We start from the raw sequence: 20,439 nt of genomic DNA, 5'->3' as shown, positions 1-20,439 counted from the left end.
CCAGCAGTTTGCCTCGGGCTTCCTTCAGATTCGCAGTCACCCGCGACACCCTTGCCTCTGGCTAACACTTCCCCTTGCCGGGTGTGTAGAGGACTTTCACCTCCAAGTCACCAGCGAGGCCACCACAGCCAAGCTGGTTGCGCTTACGCGCAACGCGCCATGCCTGGCGCACAAATAAAAAAACCGCTCACAACGAGCGGTTTTGCTGTTCTGTATCCGGCTTCAGCCAAACAACCAATACCCCAACAACGTCAGCACCATCACCGCCAGTACCGGGCGCAGTACACGGTAGGCCTTGGGATTACGCCGCTTCCATTGCTTGACCACGCCACTGAATTTATCGCTGGAGTTCTTGCTCCAGGCGTAGGCCCGGTTGATCCCGCCCACACGTTCGTCGTCCAGGTTCTGAGGGGCGGTGGCGCGACCCAGCCAGGCGCTGATGCTGCGGTTGATGCGGGTCATTAAGCGATTGCTCAGCGGACGTTCGATGTCGCAGAACAGGATGACGCGAGTCTTTTCCGTTTCATTCTTGACCCAGTGCACGTAGGTCTCGTCGAACATCACGTCTTCACCATCGCGCCAGGCGTAAACCTGACCGTCGACAAAGATGCGGCAATCATCGGAATTGGGGGTGGACAGGCCCAAGTGATAACGCAGGGAGCCGCCAAACGGATCACGATGCGGGTTGAGGTGGCTGCCACCCGGCAGCAGCGCGAACATGGCACCTTTGACGTTGGGAATGCTACTGACCAGTTCCACGGTTTTCGGGCACAGGGCTTCGGCGGAAGGCAGCGGTTCGTCATACCACTTGAGATAGAAACGCTTCCAGCCCTTCTTGAAGAATGAGCCGAAACCGGCGTCGTTGTTCTTTGCCGCCGCGCGGATATACCCCTCGTCGAACAAGTGCATCGCCTCGTCGCGAATCACCTCCCAGTTGTCCTTGAGCACATCCAGTTCCGGGAACTTGCTGCGATCCAGATACGGTTTCGAGGGCACACTGGAAAACAGGTACATCAAGGCGTTATAGGGGGCGAACAGTGCCGAATGGTTCACGAACTGGCGCAAAACCGGCAAGCGCGCCTTACCGCGTAAATGCACATAGAGGGTGCTGCCGAGAAACAGCAGCAACAACGAGGCCTTCGCGGCAAACGATAAGGTCATCAACAACTCCTTTGAAGATAAACGACGCTGCGCCACGTCCATTGCCCGACTTGGCTGCCAGCATGATAAACACTACCGACCCGGTGAAAAACCTGCACTTTTCAACATTCATTGTTAATGAATGTGCAACAAAACATTTCTTAACATAAGACGCCTGAACGCTGGCTGATGCAAATCCATCATCAACCGGACCAGATCAATAGATCGCAACCAGCGATAACGCCTCAGCCATCATCGTCAGCCGCGATCCACCAATGTTTAGTGCTTACTGCTGATTCTCCTGTTCGGTAAACAGATCACTGAACAGCATGCTCGACAGGTAACGTTCACCGGAATCCGGCAGGATCACGACGATGGTCTTGCCCTGCATTTCCGGGGTCTCGGCCAGCCGAACAGCCACTGCCATGGCGGCGCCGCAGGAAATCCCGCACAAGATTCCTTCTTCCTGCATCAAGCGCAAGGCCATGGCCTTGGACTCTTCGTCACTGACCAACTCCACCCGATCGACGATCGACAAATCGAGGTTATTCGGCACAAAACCGGCACCGATGCCCTGGATTTTATGCGGGCTTGGCTTGATCTCCTCACCGGCCAGGGCCTGGGTGATCACCGGCGACACCGCCGGCTCCACCGCTACCGAGAGTATCGGCTTGCCCTGGGTATTCTTGATATACCGTGAAACCCCGGTGATGGTTCCACCGGTTCCGACGCCTGCCACCAGCACGTCGACCGCGCCGTCGGTATCGTTCCAGATTTCGGGGCCGGTGGTTTTTTCGTGGATGGCCGGGTTGGCCGGGTTGTCGAATTGCGCCGGCATGAAGTACTTCGACGGGTCGCCGGCAACGATTTCACCGGCTTTCTCGATCGCGCCCTTCATGCCTTTGGCCGGCTCGGTCAACACCAGTTCGGCGCCCAGTGCCTTGAGCACCTTGCGGCGTTCGATACTCATGGACGCCGGCATGGTCAGCATCAGTTTGTAGCCACGGGCGGCGGCCACGAAGGCCAGGCCGATGCCGGTATTGCCGGAGGTGGGTTCCACGATGGTCATGCCCGGCTTGAGTTTGCCACTGCTCTCGGCATCCCAGATCATGTTCGCACCGATCCGGCACTTGACCGAGTAACCGGGGTTGCGCCCTTCGATCTTGGCCAGGATGGTCACACCACGCGGCGCAATGCGATTGATCTGCACCAGCGGCGTATTGCCGATGGAGTGGGCGTTGTCAGCGAAAATGCGGCTCATGGCTGGGTCCTTAACGACAGCATTGAAATAGGGCATCAAGGTAAGCCCTCTTGCCCGCAGGCGTCCAGTCAGGTCGAACGTCCGCTTGTCAGTGCAGTCAATGGCTTTGGATCGTCAGAAATTTTCCACCATGAAACGTCGATACAGTTGGCCCCTGCGGCCCCTCATCGGCCTGATTGTGCTGCTGATAACGCTCCACATCGCATTGCCCTGTCTGGTGCGCGACTACCTCAATGAGCGGTTGGCGAACATGGGCGACTGACTGGCTATATCAAGCCACTACTGCGCGATGTCGATGTGTTCAACTGGCAGCAGGATGTGGAAAACAAGGACAAAGGACTGTTCCGCTCGATTTGGGAAGCCCTCGTCGGCAGTACCGAGACCGTCTTGAAAAACCAGGGCAAAAACCAGTTTGCGACACGGGTCGAACTCAAGGGTAACGTGCATCAGCAAGATGTCAGCGCATTCCAGGCTTTTTTGCAGATTTTACGCAATGGATTCATACCGGCATTCACTGCACGGTGTGAACGGCCCAAGCCGGATGCAGGCTAGTTTTTGCGCGTGACGATGTACCGGCCAGTGTCTTCTGCCGCTCGGGATGAATTCGATTGCTGCTGCAGGAAATCCCAACCCAGGCAGGCCAAGGCTAACGATCGCGGCACCGCTTCGCGACCACTGCTGTATCGGGTGATGCTACGGGTACTGACCCCCAGCGCTTCAGCCGCCTGATTAAGCGATAACCCGGTGCGAGCACGCCAATCGATAAAGATTCGGGTGTTCTCGTCGGCTGCATTTTGCGCCAAGGCATCCAGGTAGAGAGTGTCTGCACCAATCTGGATATCGAGTTCAGGCCATTCGACACTCCAGCCATCGTCACCCAACGCTGCATATTCAAAAGCGACTCCCTGTAAAGGTTGCAGGCCTGGATAGGCATGCAGGTCGCGGCTCAAATCGAGCAGCAGTTGCTGGCCATCGATAAATGTCAGCGCCAAACGATAATCCGACAACGCTTGCACTGCCGATAGCCGTGGTCGTTTCATGGGTAGCATCGTTTCCAATCCTCCAGCAATTGAGTCTGGTTGGCTCTGACCCACTCCAGAGCTTCCCTGAGAATCAGCGGCGGTGCCTTGCCCACCATCACTTCGACAGTTTCCAGGCTCAACATGACATCCAGCCCGCCACCCGTCAGATGAACGTGCGGCGGTGGATGATCCTTTTCGCGCAACTGAATGCGGTATGTATCTCGAAATCGGTATTTTGTAGACATGCCCGGCATGCTATCGCCAAAATGGCGATATCTCTATGCTGGCCTGTTACCGAGACTGGGTCAAGATGTGACGCCCCATTCAGAGACTGAATAAGCCGTCTGCGTTCACAGTCGACCGGGCACCGCGTTATAGTCGGGGCTGACCATTTTATTGCGCCCCCGCCCTGCCTCGTTCAGGTCGGCGTTACCGTTCGAGGATTAGCAGATGAAGTTCGAAGGCACCCAGGCCTACGTCGCCACCGATGACCTGAAGCTGGCGGTCAACGCCGCCATCACTCTGGAGCGGCCGTTGCTGGTCAAGGGCGAACCGGGCACCGGCAAGACCATGCTCGCCGAGCAACTGGCCGAATCCTTTGGCGCCAAGCTGATCACCTGGCACATCAAGTCCACCACCAAGGCCCATCAAGGCCTGTACGAGTACGACGCGGTCAGCCGCCTGCGCGACTCGCAACTGGGCACGGAAAAGGTTCACGACGTTCGCAACTACCTGAAAAAGGGCAAGCTCTGGGAAGCTTTCGAGTCCGAAGAACGGGTCATCCTGCTGATCGACGAAATCGACAAGGCCGACATCGAATTCCCCAACGACCTGCTGCAAGAACTCGACAAAATGGAGTTCTACGTTTACGAAATCGACGAGACCATCAAGGCCAAGAAGCGCCCGATCATCATCATTACCTCCAACAACGAGAAAGAGCTGCCGGACGCGTTCCTGCGCCGCTGCTTCTTCCACTACATCGCCTTCCCGGACCGTGTCACGATGCAGCGGATCGTCGACGTGCATTACCCGGACATCAAGAAAGACCTGGTCAGCGAAGCGCTGGACGTGTTCTTCGACGTGCGCAAGGTGCCGGGCCTGAAGAAGAAGCCTTCGACCTCCGAGCTGGTGGACTGGCTGAAGCTGCTGATGGCCGACAACATCGGCGAAGCGGTGCTGCGTGAACGCGATCCGACCAAAGCCATCCCGCCGCTGGCCGGCGCTTTGGTGAAGAACGAACAGGACGTGCAACTGCTGGAGCGTCTGGCGTTCATGAGCCGTCGCGGCACCCGCTAAGAGGCTGATGCCATGCTGCTCAACCTGTTCAATGAAATGCGCGCAGCCAAGGTGCCGGTCTCGGTGCGTGAGCTGCTGGACCTGATCAACGCGCTGAAACAGCGCGTGACCTTCGCCGACATGGACGAGTTCTATTACCTGTCCCGGACGATCCTGGTGAAGGACGAAAAGCATTTCGACAAGTTCGACCGTGCGTTCGGTGCCTACTTCAATGGCCTGGAAAAACTCGACGACCACCTGCAGGCGCTGATTCCGGAAGACTGGCTGCGCAAGGAATTCGAGCGCTCGCTGACCGATGAAGAACGGGCGGCGATCCAGTCCCTGGGTGGCCTGGACAAGCTGATCGAAGAGTTCAAGAAACGCCTCGAAGAACAGAAGGAACGCCACGCCGGTGGCAACAAGTGGATCGGCACCGGTGGCACCAGCCCGTTCGGCTCCGGTGGCTTCAACCCGGAAGGCATTCGGGTCGGCGATGCCGGCAAGCGCCAGGGCAAGGCGGCCAAGGTCTGGGACCAACGCGAATACAAGAACCTCGACGACTCGGTCGAACTGGGTACGCGCAACATCAAGGTCGCCCTGCGGCGCTTGCGCAAGTTTGCCCGGCAGGGTGCGGCGGAAGAACTGGACATCGATGGCACCATCGACCACACCGCCAAGGATGCTGGCCTGCTGAACATCCAGATGCGGCCGGAACGACGCAACACCGTCAAGCTGTTGCTGCTGTTCGACATCGGCGGCTCGATGGACGCACATGTGAAGATTTGCGAGGAGTTGTTCTCGGCCTGCAAGACCGAGTTCAAGCATCTGGAGTACTTCTACTTCCACAACTTCATTTATGAATCGGTGTGGAAGAACAACATGCGCCGCACCTCCGAGCGCACCTCGACCATGGACCTGCTGCACAAGTACGGCGCCGACTACAAAGTGATCTTCATCGGTGACGCCGCCATGGCGCCCTATGAAATCACCCAGGCGGGCGGCAGCGTCGAGCACTGGAACGAAGAAGCCGGTTACGTGTGGATGCAGCGGTTCAAGGAGAAGTACAAGAAGCTCATCTGGATCAACCCGTATCCGAAGGACACCTGGGGCTATACCTCGTCGACCAATATCGTGCGGGATTTGATTGAGGACCAGATGTATCCGTTGACCCTTCGCGGGTTGGAAGAAGGGATGCGGTTTCTTTCCAAGTAGTCTGCGGCGCCCGTTAGAGCCCCATCGCGAGCAGGCTCGCTCCCACAGGGTCTTATGTATGGCAAAGATCCAATGTGGGAGCGAGCCTGCTCGCGAAGCATTTAGCGGTTAATGAAGCGCTGTAAATACTCGATTTGTTCGCGATGGGCGACATCCTGCACCACCGGCCGCAACCGCACCCGCCCCCCCGGCAAGCACTGCGCCAGCCGCGCCAGCGCCAACGGCGTCAACGCTCCCAACCGCGGATACCCACCAATGGTCTGTCGATCATTGAGCAACACAATCGGCTGCCCGTCAGGCGGCACCTGGACCGCCCCCAACGGAATGCCTTCGGAAATCATCGGTTTGCCCTGGTACTGCAGCGCCTTACCCAGCAGGCGAATCCCCATCCGGTCGGCCCGGCTGTCGAGGCTCCACACGCTGTTGAACGCATCGAACAGGCTCTGCCCGCTGAACTCGCCAATCTGCGCACCGAGCACCAGATCCAGCAATGGCTCACCGGTGAAATCCGGCACGTATTCGTTCGGCAACTCCCGCAGCAATACCAGCGAGTTCCCCGAGTAGCTCAATGACGCGCCTTTACCCAGCGCATGGCCCATTCCGTCCAGGCCGCCGAGTTCCTCCCGGACTACCGTTGAACTGCTGCCCAGCACCTTTGGTGCATCAAATCCACCCGGCGCTGCCAGATAGGCGCGAGCACCGAGCAGCGGTTGGGTGAATTGCAAACGCTGGCCTTTGTGCAACCTGAAACTGCGCCAAGGCGCCAACGCCTCGCCATCCACCTTCGCGCCTAGATCCGCTCCGGCCAAGGCCAGCACGCAATCGTCCTCGGCCACGACGGTGAACCCGCCGAGGGTGATTTCGATTACCGGCGCATCCAGTCCGTTGCCCAGCAGCCAGTTGGCCCAGGACATCGAACGCCAATCGGCCGCTCCACCCTGGGTCACACCCAGATGCCGCACGCCAAATCGACCGGCGTCCTGCAACAGGCATAGCGCCGTACTTGCTTCAATCATCAGACGGCTCATGCCTGGGCCTCCAGTGGCGTGTCGTCACCGCCCAGGTTAATGAATTCGGCATGGCCGACCGCTTCGAACCGTACAGTGTCACCGGGTTGCATCAGGCTATAGCCGTCACGGTTGCGATCGAACAATTTGGCCGGGGTGCGGCCGATCAGGTTCCAGCCGCCCGGCGACACCACCGGGTAGGCCGCCGTCTGCCGTTCGGCGATGCCGACACTGCCGGCGGCGACTTTCTTGCGAGGCGTGTTCAGACGTGGCGCGGCGAGCACCTCCTCCACCAACCCCATGAAGGCGAAGCCCGGTGCAAAACCCAGGGCAAACACCTGATATTCACGCTCACAGTGACGACGGATCACCTCCTCCACCGCCAACCCGCTGCGTTGCGACAACAGGTTCAATTCCGGACCGACGCTCAAGTCGTACCACACTGGCAGCACATGACAGGTGCCGCGAGTACGCGCATTGGGCGACAGATCGATCAGTGCCTGGGCAATCAACTCCCGGGCCTGGGCAGGACTCAGCGCGGTCAAGTCGTAATGCACCATCAAGGTGGTGTAGGACGGCACCAGATCGATCAGATGCCCGGCGAATGCCGCGCGCAGACTTTCACTTGCCGCCAGCATCCACGGCATGTTGGTTTCGGCAATTTCATCGAACAGGCGCACCATCAGGCAATCCAGCGCCACCACTTCTACCCGCAGCTTCATGACGCGCTCTGCCGGTTCAAGGCTTCACGGATGCGTTGCACGGCAGCGACCGAACTGGCGTTGTCGCCGTGCACGCACAGGGTATTGGCCTGTAAATGCAGGGCGCTGCCGTCGCTGGCAGTGAGCGGATCGCCACGGGCAATGGTCAGCGCCTGCTCGATGATTTTTTCCGGGTCGTGATGCACCGCTCCCGGCAGTTGTCGCGACACCAGCCTGCCTGCGCTGTCGTAAGCGCGGTCGGCGAATGCTTCGAACCACAGGGTCACGCCGTACTCATCGCCCAGTTGTTGGGCCGCACTGTTGTCGCGGGTGGCCATCAACATCAATGGCAGGTTGCGGTCATAGGACGCAACCGCTTGCAGCACGGCGCGCAGTTGTGCCGGGTTGGCCATCATGTCGTTGTACATCGCGCCATGGGGTTTGACGTAGCTGACTCGCCCACCCTGGGCCCGGCAGATGCCGTCGAGGGCGCCGATCTGGTAATGCAGAATGTCTTGAAGTTCCTGGGAGGCATAGGCCATGGAGCGACGGCCAAACCCCACCAGGTCCTGATAGGCCGGATGCGCGCCAACTTGCACACCGTGGCTGAGGGCCAGGCTGACGGTCTTGCGCATGATGCTCGGGTCGCCGGCGTGGAAACCGCAGGCGATGTTGGCGCAATCGATGAAGGGCATGATTTCCGCGTCCAGACCCATGGTCCAGCTGCCGAAACTCTCGCCGATGTCGCAGTTCAATAGCAGGCGGCTCACGCTGAACACTCCTGTAGGCTTTATTCTTTTTAGCTGCGGGACATATCTATGAGACAGCCCCGCAGGTTATCAGTTACTGGGCGTCGAGTTGCTTGCCACGGGTTTCCGGCAAACTCAGGGCCGCGAGGATCACCACGCCGTAGGAAACCGCCGCAAAGGCACCGATGCCCACACTCAGCGGCACGGTCTGGCTGAGCAGGCCGATCAGCAGCGGGAACAACGCCGCCAGCGCCCGGCCGATGTTGTAGCAAAAACCCTGGCCAGAACCGCGAATGCGTGTGGGGAACAACTCGGTCAGGAATGCCCCCATGCCACTGAAAATCCCCGAGGCGAAGAAGCCCAGCGGAAAGCCCAGCCACAGCATCACGCCGTTGCTGACTGGCAGTTGGGTGTACAGCAAGACAATGGTGAACGAGCCCACGGCGAACAGGATGAAGTTCTTTTTACGTCCAAGGATGTCGGTCAAATAGGCGCTGATGACATAACCGACGTAGGACCCGACGATCACCATCGCCAGATAACCACTGGTATTGAGTACGCTCAAACCGCGTTCGTTCTTCAGGAAAGTCGGCAACCAGGACGTGATCGCGTAGTAGCCGCCCAGAGCGCCGGTGGTCAGCAACGAAGCGCGAATCGTGGTGAAGAGCATGTCGGGGGCGAAAATCTCGTAGAACTTCGACGGGTTGCTCGGCTCCTGTTTAGCCTTGGCCTCACGGTAGATTTCCGGGTCTTTCACCAACCGGCGAACGAAGATCACGAAAATCGCCGGCACGATGCCGAGGATGAACAGCGCGCGCCAGGCGTCTTCCGGTGGCAATACCGAGAACAGCAGCGCATACAGAATCGCCGTCAGCCCCCAACCCAGCGCCCAGCCGGATTGCACCATGCCAACAGCCTTGCCACGGTCCTGGGCACGAATCACCTCGCCCATCAGCACCGCGCCGGCCGTCCACTCGCCGCCGAAACCGAAGCCCATCAACGTGCGGGCAATCAGCAGTTGCTCGTAGCTCTGGGCAAAGCCGCAGAGGAAGGTGAAGAAAGCAAACCACAGCACGGTCAGTTGCAAGGTGCGCACACGACCGATGCGATCGGACAGAATCCCCGCCACCCAGCCACCGATGGCTGAAGCGATCAGCGTGCTGGTGTGAATCAGCCCGGCCTGGCCGGTGGTGATGCCCCACATGGCAATCAGGGTCGGCACCACGAAGCTGAGCATCTGGGTGTCCATGCCGTCCAGGCCATAGCCGATCTTGCAGCTCCAGAAGGTGCGGCGTTCCTGCTGATTGATGTTGCGATACCAGTCGAAAGGTCCCGGGCGGGCCGAGGCTTTCGGGATGGCGGTGGTGTCGGGCGCACTCATGGCAAATCTCCGCGCTGATTTTATTGGTATTGTTCTGAGCCCCGACGACGCCTATCGTGGGAACCGGATGCGTCGATTTTTGGACGCGCGCCCCTACTGCGTCCAACTAATAAAAACCCGCCTTAGACATAAGAAATCTTTATCCCATGAACCTGAAGTTTCTCGAGACCTTCGTCTGGGTCGCCCGACTCAAGAGTTTCCGCCTGACCGCCGACAAGCTCTTCACCACTCAGGCTTCGATTTCCAGCCGCATCGCAGTGCTTGAAGGCGAGCTGGGGGTAAAGCTGTTTCTGCGGGATTCGCGCGGCGTGAGCCTGACACCCGAAGGCCTCAAGGTGCTCGATTACGCCGAGCAGATGATGGACACCATGCAGGCACTCAAGCAGTCGATCGAGACCCGCTCGAGCAAGGCCGGACGGGTGCGCATCGGCGTGATGGACACGGTGATCCATACCTGGCTCAGCCCGTTGGTGGCGCAGATGACCGATCACTACCCGCTGGTGGAAATCGAACTGGTGGCCGATACCTCGCTCAACCTCTGCGATCAGCTGCAAAAAGGCTTCCTCGATGTGATTCTGCAGACCGACCTGCTGCGCCAGGAAAGCGTGCGCAGCCTGGAACTGGCCAGCCACCCCATGGGCTGGATTGTCGCCAGCAATTCCCTGTACAACCGTGAGTATTCAGGCGTCGCCGATCTGGCGAAAGAGCGGATCATTACCTACTCGAAAAACTCTCACCCGCATCAGGAAGTGCTCGCCCTGATGCAGGCCAATGGCGTGACGGCGCCACGTCTGAACTGCGTGAACTCGGTGTCGGCGATTACCCGGCTGCTGCGCGACGGCTTTGGCATCGGCGCGTTGCCGCCGGTGCTGGTGGCCGAAGAGCTGGCACGGGGGGAGTTGACCCTGCTGGACATCGATCAGCGACCACCCGACCTGCAGGTGGTGGTGTCGTGGCGAGTGGGCGTTGAGTGGGTCGAGGAGATTGTGGCGTTGTGTCAGCAGGTGCTGGAGGAGTATGCGCGGAAGGTGGGAGAGCGCTACATGGTCTTGAGTAAACCCCTGGCAAGACTCTGAAAAGGTGCGCCTCGCGCCATAAATATCAATTACTATCATTTGCATTAATATTTTGAAAATGTATTCTCTGCGCGCATTCAGCTAAACCACCGTCCAGAAGGAATCGGACTTGATTCGCGCTTACACGCAAAAACAGCAGCAATTGCTCTCACACTGGAGCCAAGCCCTCGGCACTCCGGCCTTCCAGTCCCGCCGCATCACCCTCGACCCTTTGAGCAATGCCCCGGCGCCCGCCGCGCAGCGCTGCTTGCAACGCCTGATCCGGCTTACACCTTGCGCCTCATCGAGGGCGTTGCCTGGCTCTGCGCCCTGACGCTGGTGGCCACGGCACTGGCTAACCAATGGCTGGGTTTCTCGTCAGCCGGTTGCTCTGGGGCATCTGGCAATGCGCACTGCTCCCCGTCGCCTACGCCCTGGCCGCCATCGGAATCCGCCGGGTGCGCTCATTCACCTCTACGCCTGCCCCCGCAATCTTGTCTCCCCACACTTGTCACGACTAAGAAAAAGACCACCTCATGAACCGAACCAAACTTTCCCTGTTGATTCCGTTGCTCGGCTCCGTCAGCGCCCAGGCATGGGCCGAGGATACCGACCAGCAACCCGGCACATTGAACATGCAGGCCACCGTCGTTTCCGCGACGCGTAGCGAAGCGACCATTGCCTCGATTCCAGGCTCGGTCCAGGTAATCGACGAACAGCAGATCCGCCAACAGAGTGGCGCCGGGCGTCGGGTCTCCGACATCCTTGGGCAACTGGTTCCCGGCCTGGCGCCGTCCAGCGGCGGGATGAGCAACTTCGGCCAGACCCTGCGCGGGCGCAACATGCTGGTGTTGATCGACGGCGTGTCGCAGAACGCCACGCGCGACAACTTCCGCCAACTCAACAGCATCGCACCGGCCAGTATCGAACGCATCGAGGTGGTTTCCGGCGCCAGCAGCATTTATGGAGCCGGTGCTTCGGGCGGCATCATCAACATCATCACCAAGCGCAACCAGGGTCAGGACCTTGCCTACAGCAGCAAACTGGGCCTGACCACCGGCAACAACCTCAACAGCAAGGGTTTCGCCTACGAGGCCTTTCAGAGTGCGACCGGGCGCAAGGATGCCCTGGACTGGTACCTGTCCGCCGACCTGACCCAGCGCAACGATCAGTACGACGGCAACGGCAATCGCATCCCTCAGGACACATCCCAGGGCAGCAACATGGACACCGACACCTATGACCTGCAGGGTCGTTTCGGTTACGAACTGGATGCCGATAAAAAACTCAGCCTGTCGCTGCAGGACTACAAGGACCAGCAGGACACTGACTACACAAAAGACCCGAAAAACCTGAAAGAGGCCGTGGCGGTCAAAGGACTGAAACTCGACGACCAGCCCTACACTCATAACCAGGCGGCCAACCTCAACTACACCGACAACGACTTCTACGGCCAGGGCCTGCAACTGGAAAGCTACTGGCGCCGGGCCGACGCGCTGTTCTTCCCGGACCTGTCGCGGGGCAAGGCCGGGATCGCCGACAACAACAGCGTGCAGGATGTATACGGCCTGCGTGCGGCCATCGACACGCCATTGCCGGCCATCGGCAGCGCCACGGGCAACCTGGTCTGGGGCGCCGACTACGATCACGAACGCTCCCGCCAGCGCGGTGACCAATACACCCTCAAAGGGCTGACCTACACCAAGACCGGCACCACTTACGAGATGGGCCCGGATATCGAAACCACCACCAAGGCGCTGTTCGGACAGATGTCCTGGGACATCGGAGACTGGACCTTGCGTGGCGGTGTGCGCCGCGAATGGATCGAAAGCGAGGTCTCCGACAGCATCGCTTACGGTCAGATCGTCCAGACCGGCGTACGTGCCATCCTGCCCGGTGACACCCTCAAGTACGACGCTACGCTCTATAACCTGGGCGCGGTCTATCACCTGAGTGAACATCAGGACGTCTTCGCCAATTACAGCCAGGGGTTTTCGCTGCCGGACATCCAGCGCTTCTTGCGTGACGTGAACAGCACCTTCGACATCCAGAGCCTCAACGCCCAGGCCATCAAGGTCGACAGCTATGAGCTGGGCTGGCGCGGTGACTGGGACCGGTGGCAGGCCGACGTCACCGTCTATGAAAACACCTCGGACGTGACTCAGTTCTACGATGCCAATAACCGTGTCTTGCGTCTGATCAACCAGAAGGAGCGGGTTCGCGGCATCGAAAACAGCCTGACCTACCTCGCGACCGATCACTGGTCGGTAGGTGGCACCTATGCCTGGGCCAAAGGCGAGACCGAGCAGAACGGGAAATGGATCGATCTGCCGGCGACACGCATTTCACCGGCCAAGACCACGCTGTTCGTCGGCTACGCCGAAGACGACTACACCCTGCGCCTGCAAGGCATGCACCTGGCCAGTTACGACGCTGCCGCCAAGGACAACAACGGGCGCGACATCGAAGGCTATACGCTGGTGGACCTGCTCGGCTCCGTGTACTTGCCGGTCGGTCGTCTGGAAGGCGGGGTGTACAACCTGACCAACCGCACGTACGTCAACCTGTTCGCCCAGGCCAACGCCAAAGCGCCATTCCCCAACGCCGAAGGCCGTACCTTGAGCATGACCTATTCGATAGATTGGTAATCAAGCAAGGAGCCGGCTTGCCGGCTCCTTGACGTTCAACGGTGTTACAAGCCGCGCAAATCCCGCTCTTCGATCGGCCGGCTCTGGCGCAGACGCTTGCCGCCCAACACCACCCAGTCGATCAGACGGAACAGGCACTCGATCCCGAACGACAGCAACAATGCGCCGCTCATGCCCCAGACCATCGCTTCGGGCGTCAACAGGATCTGGTAGCTGTAGCCATTCCAGGTTTCCTTGCGGATGTCCGGATCGGCGGCCAGCACTACTTGCAGGAAGCGGATGTACCACGAGCCCTGCATCGCCTGGAATTGCTTGTCCAGCGCCAGTTGACGGGTCAGCAGGTTGCTCAGGCTGTCGGCATCGCTGCGAAAGATCGGGTCTTCACTGGCGCGGTAATGCGCGACCAGAGCCTGCATGTCACCCTTGAAGAACTGATTGGCGGTGTTCTGGAAGCCGCTCAAACCAGCCTGCGCCTCGATCAGGTGCGCTTCGACCCGCTTGGCGTAATCGCTGATGAAGCCCGGCACCTGGACACCGATCAACAGACCCGCCGCAAACAACACCAGCCGTAGATAACTGAGCAACATGGGGGTTGAATCCTTATGAGGTCTGGCCCTGGCTGACGCATTCGCCGCGTCGCCACAGGCTCCATTGACCCGGTTCGTAGCGGGTCCAGGTTTCGTTTTCGGTCAGGGGTTCGGTGGCGATGACGGTTACCACATCGTTAGGCGTGGTTTCGGCCTGAAAATCGACGATCACGTCGACATCTTTCAAGCGTGCCGGGCCAAACGGTGCGCGACGGGTGATTTGCGCCAGTTTGGTCGAGCAATAGCAGAACAGCCAGTCGCCGTCGCTGAGCAGGCAATTGAACACGCCTTTGCTGCGGTATTCGGCGCAAGCAGCCACCAGATCAGGCAGCAACGCTTCGACTTCGACCGGCTCGGGGAACGCCGCACGCACACGATTGAGCAAATCGCAGAACGCCGCTTCACTGTCGGTATCCCCAACCGGGCGATAGAAACTGGCCACTGGCTGGAAGTCCGCCAACTGGCCGTTATGGGCGAAACACCAGTTGCGCCCCCACAGCTCTCGGACGAACGGATGCGTGTTGGACAGGCAGACCTTGCCGACGTTAGCCTGGCGGATGTGCCCGATCACCACTTCGCTCTTGATTGGATAGCGCTGCACCAGGTTCGCGACTTCCGACTCGCAGCTCGCCGCCGGGTCCTGGAACAACCGCAGCCCACGGCCTTCATAGAAGGCAATGCCCCAGCCATCGCGGTGCGGGCCGGTGCGTCCGCCGCGCTGCATCAGCCCGGTGAAGCTGAACACGATATCGGTCGGGACATTGGCGCTCATGCCCAATAACTCACACATGCTCGGACTCTCGCTCAATCGCAGGGGCAAGGTTACAGACGGGGTTCGACTCGCATCCGCTGAGGATTGCTCGGCACGGGCGGACGACCGTAACGATCATCGCCGGCACCGCCGAACGGTTGATCATCCTCAGGCTCTTCGGCGCGGACGGCGGCTTTGGTGGCAGCCTCACGCTCCTTGCGGGCGTTGGAGGCGCGTTCGATGGGGAAACGGATCGCCACCAGCACCAGATAGAGGCCGAACGCGATCATGCCGTACATGAACAGATCGGAAATCGCCCGCCAGGCGTTATTGCCGACCTTGAACAGCAGGTCGAGCGCGGTAATGGCGACAGCCGGTGCGACTTTGTCCTTCACCGGGTCGATGATGGTCGGGCTGAACAGCAGCACGACCATCGCCAGCCGCAGTGGCTCACGCAGCCAACGCCACATCCAGCGGGTCAAGCGCATCCACACCAACAGGCAGCCCAAAGCGGCGAAGGCGTAGAGGCCCCAAGCGATCAGATAGTCGTTCTCGGTCATGGTGTCCATGGCAAGGCAGGCAAAGAGGCGCTTATGATAACGGCTTTTCGCCCATCAGGCTGCATCAATGCCTGACTGTTGGGCGCTATCCAGGTTGCCAAGCCCCTATTCCGTACACTGTTCGAGAGCCCTTCATGCCCCTATCCGCCAACATTCACGACGCTCCGATCGCCCACAAGGCTGAAGGCTCCGACCCGTATGCCTGGCTGCAAGAGCGCGACACCAAGGCAGTGCTCGACTACCTGAAGGCTGAAAACAGCTATCAGGAAGCGCAAACCGCCGACCAGGCCGGATTGCGCGAAACCCTGTTCGAAGAGATCAAGGGGCGGATTCTCGAGACCGACCTGTCCCTGCCCTCGCCGTGGGGACCGTATCTGTATTACACCCGCACCACGGCGGGCGATGAGTACGCCCGGCACTACCGCTGCCCGCGTCCGGCCGATGACAGCCTGACCCTGGACGAAAGCCGCGAACAACTGCTGCTGGACCCGAACGAACTGGCCAACGGCGGCTTCTTTTCGCTCGGGGCGTTCAGCATCAGCCCGGACCATCAGCGTCTGGCCTACAGCATCGACTCCAGTGGCGAGGAGATTTACACGCTGTTCGTGAAGGAATTGTCCGAAGGCCGTGTCAGCGAACTGGAATTCCAGGACTGCGACGGCAGCATGACCTGGGCCAACGACAGCCTGACGCTGTTCTTTGGCGAACTGGACGACACCCATCGCCCGCACAAGCTATACCGCTATCGCCTGGACGGCACGGCGGCCGAAGAAGTGTTCCATGAGCCGGACGGTCGCTTCTTCATGCATTGCTACCGTTCAAGCTCCGAGCAACAATTGCTGCTGTCCGTGGGCAGCAAGACCACCAGCGAAGCCTGGGTCCTCGACGCCAACCAGCCGCTGCAAGCCTTTACCTGCATCGCGCCACGGGTCGAGGATCATGAGTACGACGTCGACCACGGCGTACTCGACGGACAATGGACCTGGTTCATTCGCAGCAACCGTGACGGCATCAATTTCGCCTTGTACACCGCTGTCGATACCGGCGCCGCGCCCACCGAAGCCGACTGGCAGAACCTGATCCCCCACAGCGACACGGTGATGATCGACGGCATCAGCCTGAACACCGGGGCCATGACCCTGAGCCTGCGGGTTGGCGGCTTGCCGGTCATTGAAGTTCACCCACAAGGCCTGCCGCCTTATCGCGTGCAACTGCCGGATGCGGCCTACAGCCTGCACGTGCAAAACAGCCTGGAGTTCGAAAGCGACCGGATTCGCCTGCGTTACGAGGCATTGAACCGTCCGGCGCAAATCCGTCAGCTTGAACTGGCAACCGGCGAGCAGAAAGTCCTCAAGCAAACCCCGGTGCTCGGCCCGTTCGATGCCGACGCCTACGTCAGCCAACGCCTGTGGGCCACCGCGCCGGATGGTACTCAAGTGCCGATCAGCCTGGTGATCAATCGTGCAGACCTCGGCAAACCCGTGCCGCTGTACCTCTACGGCTATGGTGCCTACGGCGAAAGCCTCGACCCGTGGTTTTCCCATGCGCGCCTGAGCCTGCTGGATCGCGGCATGGCGTTTGCCATTGCCCACGTGCGTGGCGGCGGCGAACTGGGGGAAGCCTGGTATCGCGCCGGCAAGCAGGAGCACAAGCACAACACCTTCAGCGACTTTATCGCCTGTGCCGAACACCTGATCGCCCAAGGCTTCACCACTGCACCGCAGTTGGCGATCAGTGGTGGCAGCGCCGGTGGCTTGCTGATCGGCGCAGTGCTCAACCAACGGCCAGAGCTGTTTGGCGCCGCCATCGCCGAAGTGCCGTTCGTCGACGTACTCAACACCATGCTCGACCCTGACCTGCCATTGACCGTGACGGAATACGACGAGTGGGGCAACCCTGAAGAACCGGGCGTCCATGATCGGATCAAGGCCTACGCCCCGTACGAAAACGTCACCGCGCAAGCTTATCCGGCGACCCTGGTGATCGCCGGCTACAACGACAGCCGCGTGCAGTACTGGGAAGCGGCCAAGTGGGTGGCGAAATTGCGCGCGACCAAGACCGACAGCAATCCCCTGCTGCTCAAGACTGAACTGGGTGCCGGACATGGCGGGATGAGCGGTCGATATCAGGGATTGCGTGACGTAGCACTCGAATATGCATTTTTGTTCAAGGTTCTGGGTATTGCCTGAGGAACCTGGCGCGTTGTGCCGGTCTTAACTCCTGACACCGGCGGCCGATACAACACCTGTACCCTGTGGGAGCGAGCTTGCTCGCGATGGCGTCAGCACAATCAACATTACTGTTGCCTGTGAAGCCGCAATCGCGAGCAAGCTCGCTCCCACAAGGGATTTTCGGTGAATTCAAATTCGAGTCAGCAACAATCACAAAAAAGACCGTGACGACATGTCTGAACCAACCTTTCTGAACAACGAAATTCGCGACTGGCTAATGGATTGCGGCCTGTTCAATCAACTGTTGCCGGCGGACTTCGCCGCGGCTTCGGGCTACTTCAGTATCAGCACCATTGCCCAGGGCGAGGAGATCTTTCAGGAGGGCGATGCCGGCAGCTTCATGTGCATCATCCACACCGGTCAGGTGGCGGTGCAAAAAACCACCGCTGACGGGCAACGAGTCACCATCGCCACCTTGCGCAGCGGCCGCTCATTCGGCGAAATGGCCGTGCTTGATGGCGAACGGCGCTCAGCCAGTTGCGTGGCCGCGAGCAACTGCCAGTTGCTCAACCTGGGCAAGGACTCGCTGGAAAAGATGCTCAACGACGCACCGAAAATCGCCGCCAAAATCATCCGCGCTCTCGCCGTGTCCCTCTCCAAACGCCTGCGCATGGCCGACGGCCAACTGCTTTCGCAGCAGGTCTAGCCGCCCGGCGACTTGGATTTCGGCGGATTGGGCTCCAGCCCCGGCACGGGCTGGTCCTTGGTCGGCGGGCTTGGCATTTCGATCGGCACCAACGGCGGACCACTACTGCCGGGGCCGACTTTAGGCAAAGGCGCCGGGCTGATCTGCGGGTAAGGCGTGGGCGTCGCGGTGCCGGGCGAGCCGGGCATCGGCGCGGGGCTGACGGGAATCGATTGCAGCTGTTGCGCCTGCACTGCAGTTATCGAGAGCGCGGCCAGGGCAATGACCGTTAGAATGGTGCGCTTCATCAATGGCTCCGTTGGCCTTGTCGTCATAAACAGGCTACTCCCAACTGCGTCTGTTTGCCCTCCCGAGTTCTGCCAATTTTCTTCAAGTGAGCCCCATGAAACGTTTCGTTCTGCTGGACACCACCCCCATCCCTGAAAACGGCGGCGCCCTGTGCCTGTTCGAATATGGCGAGGATTTTGTCATCAAGATCCAGGGCGGCGACGGCGGACAATTGATGAACACGCGCATGCACGGCTCCGAAGATGCCCTGGCCGAGATCCCGTGTCGCAAGGTCGCCGGCCGGCCGAATTCGCGGGTACTCATCGGCGGCCTGGGCATGGGTTTCACCCTCGCTTCGGCGCTCAAGCACCTGGGCAAGACCGCCGAAGTGGTGGTCGCTGAATTAGTGCCTGGCGTTGTGGAATGGAATCGCGGGCCACTCGGCGAGAAAGCCGGAAACCCGCTTCAAGACCCGCGGACCGTGATTCGCATGGAAGACGTGGCCAAAGTCCTGCAGGCCGAGCCCCAGGGTTTCGATGCCATCATGCTCGACGTCGACAACGGTCCCGAAGGCCTGACCCAGAAAGCCAACAGCTGGCTGTACTCCGCCGGCGGCCTGAGCGCCTGTGCCAAGGCCCTGAGACCGAAAGGCGTGCTGGCCGTCTGGTCGGCCAGCGCTGACCGACAATTTTCCGACAAACTGAAGAAGGCGGGTTTCAAGGCCGAGGAAGTGCAGGTCTTCGCCCACGGCAACAAGGGCACCCGCCACACCATCTGGATTGCCGAGAAGCTCAAGGGCTAGGCTAAACTTCACCCTATAACCGTCATTAGTCTTTCAACAAAGGTGAACCCATGAGTTCGTCCACCCCGACCAACACCTCGAAGCTGGATCGCATCCTCGCCGACAACCAGCGCGACAAGGAAATGGGCTACCGCGACAAGGCCCTGAAGATGTACCCGCACGTCTGTGGCCGCTGCGCCCGTGAATTCTCCGGCAAGCGCCTGAGCGAACTGACCGTGCACCACCGCGACCACAACCACGACAACAACCCGCAGGACGGCTCGAACTGGGAGCTGTTGTGCCTGTACTGCCACGATAACGAGCACTCGCGTTATACCGACCAGCAGTATTTCGACGAAGGCTCGCTGAGCACACCGAAAATCGCCAAAGCCACGCACAACCCGTTTGCGGCGTTGGCGGGGTTGATGAAGAAAGAAGACTGAAGATTTTCAGCGCCTGATCTGGCCTCATCGCGAGCAAGCTCGCTCCCACATTGTTCTACGTCCGTCTGGACACCTCGGTCAACTGTGGGAGCGAGCCTGCTCGCGATAGCAATCGCTCAGACACCACCAATCTCAAACCGAACACCCCCGCCCCAATCTCCGTATAATCGCGCTTTTTTCCCGAAAGGCACCCCGCTCGTGGCAGACAAACGGTACAGCTGCATTGGTTTGTATAACCCCAAATCACCGGAGAACGTCGGTTCGGTGATGCGCGCCGCTGGCTGTTATGGCGTGGCGTCGGTGTTCTACACCGGCAAGCGCTATGAGCGCGCCGCCGACTTCGTCACCGATACCAAGCGCGTGCACTACGACATCCCGCTGATCGGCATCGACGACCTGAAGAAAATCCTGCCCCTCAATTGCGTGCCCGTCGCCGTGGAACTGGTCGAGGGCGCCCGCCCACTGCCGGAATACACCCACCCGGATCGCGCGCTCTACATCTTCGGCCCGGAAGACGGATCGCTGGATAAAGAAATTCGCGACTGGTGCGAGGACGTGGTCTACATTCCGACCACCGGTTGCATGAACCTGGCCGCCACGGTCAACGTCGTGCTCTACGACCGCATGTCCAAGGGGCTCAATACCCGCTCCGGGCCAAAATTCCGCTAATCGCCGCACATCCGATTGAACGAGCTGCCCGCCCCGGCTGTCAGCTTGACTAT

At 59.9% G+C, this 20,439-nt stretch carries 22 protein-coding genes and 2 pseudogenes; 12 read left to right on the top strand and 12 right to left on the bottom strand.

Annotation, left to right across the window (positions count from 1 at the left end; genetic code table 11):
* Positions 1-222 precede the first annotated feature (222 nt).
* Both KGB07_RS21060 and cysK read right to left on the bottom strand, forming a co-directional pair.
* Positions 223-1,161 (bottom strand): aspartyl/asparaginyl beta-hydroxylase domain-containing protein, encoded by a 939-nt coding sequence (locus tag KGB07_RS21060; RefSeq protein ID WP_046043878.1) that lies wholly within the window; start codon positions 1,159-1,161, stop codon positions 223-225.
* A gap of 265 nt (positions 1,162-1,426) precedes the next feature.
* Complete coding sequence (gene cysK, locus KGB07_RS21055; protein ID WP_046043877.1) at positions 1,427-2,401, bottom strand: cysteine synthase A; 975 nt, start codon at positions 2,399-2,401, stop codon at positions 1,427-1,429.
* A 130-nt stretch (positions 2,402-2,531) separates the two neighbouring features.
* Here cysK and KGB07_RS29520 point away from each other — a divergent pair, with 130 nt between their 5' ends.
* Positions 2,532-2,663: a hypothetical protein gene (locus KGB07_RS29520; RefSeq protein ID WP_259674453.1), complete on the top strand. Its 132-nt coding sequence runs from the start codon at positions 2,532-2,534 to the stop codon at positions 2,661-2,663.
* Positions 2,654-2,953 (top strand): annotated as a pseudogene (locus KGB07_RS21050) (hypothetical protein); the annotation flags it as partial. The gene KGB07_RS29520 and the pseudogene KGB07_RS21050, both read left to right, overlap by 10 nt.
* On the opposite strand, the gene KGB07_RS21045 reads toward KGB07_RS21050, so the two are convergent.
* Together KGB07_RS21045 and KGB07_RS21040 are read right to left on the bottom strand one after the other, a co-directional pair.
* A complete protein-coding gene (locus tag KGB07_RS21045; RefSeq protein WP_046043875.1) occupies positions 2,950-3,450 on the bottom strand; it encodes a DUF2442 domain-containing protein in 501 nt (166 codons plus the stop codon). The pseudogene KGB07_RS21050 and the gene KGB07_RS21045 sit on opposite strands and share 4 nt — an antisense overlap.
* Positions 3,438-3,668, bottom strand: coding sequence for a DUF4160 domain-containing protein (locus KGB07_RS21040; protein ID WP_046043879.1), 231 nt, complete (start codon positions 3,666-3,668; stop codon positions 3,438-3,440). The genes KGB07_RS21045 and KGB07_RS21040 overlap by 13 nt, the downstream gene beginning before the upstream one ends.
* A gap of 205 nt (positions 3,669-3,873) precedes the next feature.
* Between KGB07_RS21040 and KGB07_RS21035 the strand changes: the two genes are divergently transcribed.
* Entirely contained in the window at positions 3,874-4,719 is an 846-nt protein-coding gene (locus tag KGB07_RS21035; protein ID WP_007984829.1) for an AAA family ATPase, read from the top strand.
* Positions 4,720-4,731: 12 nt separating this feature from the next.
* The gene (locus KGB07_RS21030; RefSeq protein WP_046043874.1) at positions 4,732-5,910 is read left to right on the top strand and encodes a vWA domain-containing protein; all 1,179 of its coding nucleotides are present in this window, start codon (positions 4,732-4,734) and stop codon (positions 5,908-5,910) included.
* Between the two features lie 101 nt (positions 5,911-6,011).
* Here KGB07_RS21030 and KGB07_RS21025 read toward each other — a convergent pair whose 3' ends face one another.
* From KGB07_RS21025 to KGB07_RS21010, 4 genes are all read right to left on the bottom strand, one after another.
* Positions 6,012-6,938 (bottom strand): biotin-dependent carboxyltransferase family protein, encoded by a 927-nt coding sequence (locus tag KGB07_RS21025; protein WP_046043872.1) that lies wholly within the window; start codon positions 6,936-6,938, stop codon positions 6,012-6,014.
* Entirely contained in the window at positions 6,935-7,639 is a 705-nt protein-coding gene (locus KGB07_RS21020; protein ID WP_046043871.1) for a 5-oxoprolinase subunit B family protein, read from the bottom strand. Before KGB07_RS21020 ends, KGB07_RS21025 begins: the two co-directional genes overlap by 4 nt.
* Positions 7,636-8,388, bottom strand: coding sequence for a 5-oxoprolinase subunit PxpA (locus tag KGB07_RS21015; RefSeq protein WP_046043870.1), 753 nt, complete (start codon positions 8,386-8,388; stop codon positions 7,636-7,638). The genes KGB07_RS21020 and KGB07_RS21015 overlap by 4 nt, the downstream gene beginning before the upstream one ends.
* 73 nt (positions 8,389-8,461) lie before the next feature.
* Positions 8,462-9,748, bottom strand: coding sequence for an MFS transporter (locus KGB07_RS21010; protein WP_046043869.1), 1,287 nt, complete (start codon positions 9,746-9,748; stop codon positions 8,462-8,464).
* Between the two features lie 146 nt (positions 9,749-9,894).
* Here KGB07_RS21010 and KGB07_RS21005 point away from each other — a divergent pair, with 146 nt between their 5' ends.
* From KGB07_RS21005 to KGB07_RS20995, 3 genes and pseudogenes are all read left to right on the top strand, one after another.
* Complete coding sequence (locus KGB07_RS21005; protein WP_046043868.1) at positions 9,895-10,824, top strand: LysR family transcriptional regulator; 930 nt, start codon at positions 9,895-9,897, stop codon at positions 10,822-10,824.
* A gap of 261 nt (positions 10,825-11,085) precedes the next feature.
* A pseudogene (locus KGB07_RS21000) lies at positions 11,086-11,324 on the top strand (hypothetical protein); the annotation flags it as partial.
* 15 nt (positions 11,325-11,339) lie between these two features.
* Positions 11,340-13,451, top strand: a complete 2,112-nt coding sequence (locus KGB07_RS20995; protein WP_046043866.1) for a TonB-dependent receptor — start codon at positions 11,340-11,342, stop codon at positions 13,449-13,451.
* 44 nt (positions 13,452-13,495) lie between these two features.
* Here KGB07_RS20995 and KGB07_RS20990 read toward each other — a convergent pair whose 3' ends face one another.
* The 3 genes from KGB07_RS20990 to KGB07_RS20980 are packed head-to-tail and all read right to left on the bottom strand — an operon-like array spanning position 13,496 to position 15,358.
* Positions 13,496-14,038: a DUF2937 family protein gene (locus KGB07_RS20990; RefSeq protein ID WP_223466450.1), complete on the bottom strand. Its 543-nt coding sequence runs from the start codon at positions 14,036-14,038 to the stop codon at positions 13,496-13,498.
* Between the two features lie 13 nt (positions 14,039-14,051).
* A complete protein-coding gene (locus tag KGB07_RS20985; RefSeq protein ID WP_046043863.1) occupies positions 14,052-14,828 on the bottom strand; it encodes a class II glutamine amidotransferase in 777 nt (258 codons plus the stop codon).
* Positions 14,829-14,860: 32 nt separating this feature from the next.
* Positions 14,861-15,358, bottom strand: coding sequence for a hypothetical protein (locus tag KGB07_RS20980; protein WP_015096369.1), 498 nt, complete (start codon positions 15,356-15,358; stop codon positions 14,861-14,863).
* A 125-nt stretch (positions 15,359-15,483) separates the two neighbouring features.
* Here KGB07_RS20980 and KGB07_RS20975 point away from each other — a divergent pair, with 125 nt between their 5' ends.
* Together KGB07_RS20975 and KGB07_RS20970 are read left to right on the top strand one after the other, a co-directional pair.
* Positions 15,484-17,538, top strand: coding sequence for a S9 family peptidase (locus KGB07_RS20975; protein ID WP_046043862.1), 2,055 nt, complete (start codon positions 15,484-15,486; stop codon positions 17,536-17,538).
* A 214-nt stretch (positions 17,539-17,752) separates the two neighbouring features.
* Positions 17,753-18,226: a cyclic nucleotide-binding domain-containing protein gene (locus tag KGB07_RS20970; RefSeq protein WP_150724348.1), complete on the top strand. Its 474-nt coding sequence runs from the start codon at positions 17,753-17,755 to the stop codon at positions 18,224-18,226.
* On the opposite strand, the gene KGB07_RS20965 is transcribed toward KGB07_RS20970, so the two are convergent.
* Positions 18,223-18,513 carry a hypothetical protein gene (locus KGB07_RS20965; RefSeq protein ID WP_223466448.1) on the bottom strand — a complete coding sequence of 97 codons (291 nt, stop codon included), beginning with the start codon at positions 18,511-18,513 and terminating at the stop codon, positions 18,223-18,225. The genes KGB07_RS20970 and KGB07_RS20965 overlap by 4 nt on opposite strands.
* A gap of 95 nt (positions 18,514-18,608) precedes the next feature.
* Here KGB07_RS20965 and KGB07_RS20960 point away from each other — a divergent pair, with 95 nt between their 5' ends.
* The 3 genes from KGB07_RS20960 (at position 18,609) to KGB07_RS20950 (ending at position 20,386) form a co-directional block, all read left to right on the top strand.
* Entirely contained in the window at positions 18,609-19,295 is a 687-nt protein-coding gene (locus KGB07_RS20960; protein ID WP_046043858.1) for a spermidine synthase, read from the top strand.
* 50 nt (positions 19,296-19,345) lie between these two features.
* The gene (locus KGB07_RS20955) at positions 19,346-19,717 is read left to right on the top strand and encodes a YajD family HNH nuclease (protein WP_007898702.1); all 372 of its coding nucleotides are present in this window, start codon (positions 19,346-19,348) and stop codon (positions 19,715-19,717) included.
* 198 nt (positions 19,718-19,915) lie between these two features.
* Positions 19,916-20,386 (top strand): RNA methyltransferase, encoded by a 471-nt coding sequence (locus tag KGB07_RS20950; RefSeq protein WP_007993783.1) that lies wholly within the window; start codon positions 19,916-19,918, stop codon positions 20,384-20,386.
* Positions 20,387-20,439: the final 53 nt, after the last annotated feature.

The organism is Pseudomonas sp. GL-RE-26 (genome assembly GCF_019956275.1).
Taxonomy (GTDB): Bacteria; Pseudomonadota; Gammaproteobacteria; order Pseudomonadales; family Pseudomonadaceae; genus Aquipseudomonas; species Aquipseudomonas grandcourensis.
The sequence above is the reverse complement of the archived record's forward strand: the minus strand, read 5'-3'. Positions and strand labels throughout refer to the sequence as shown.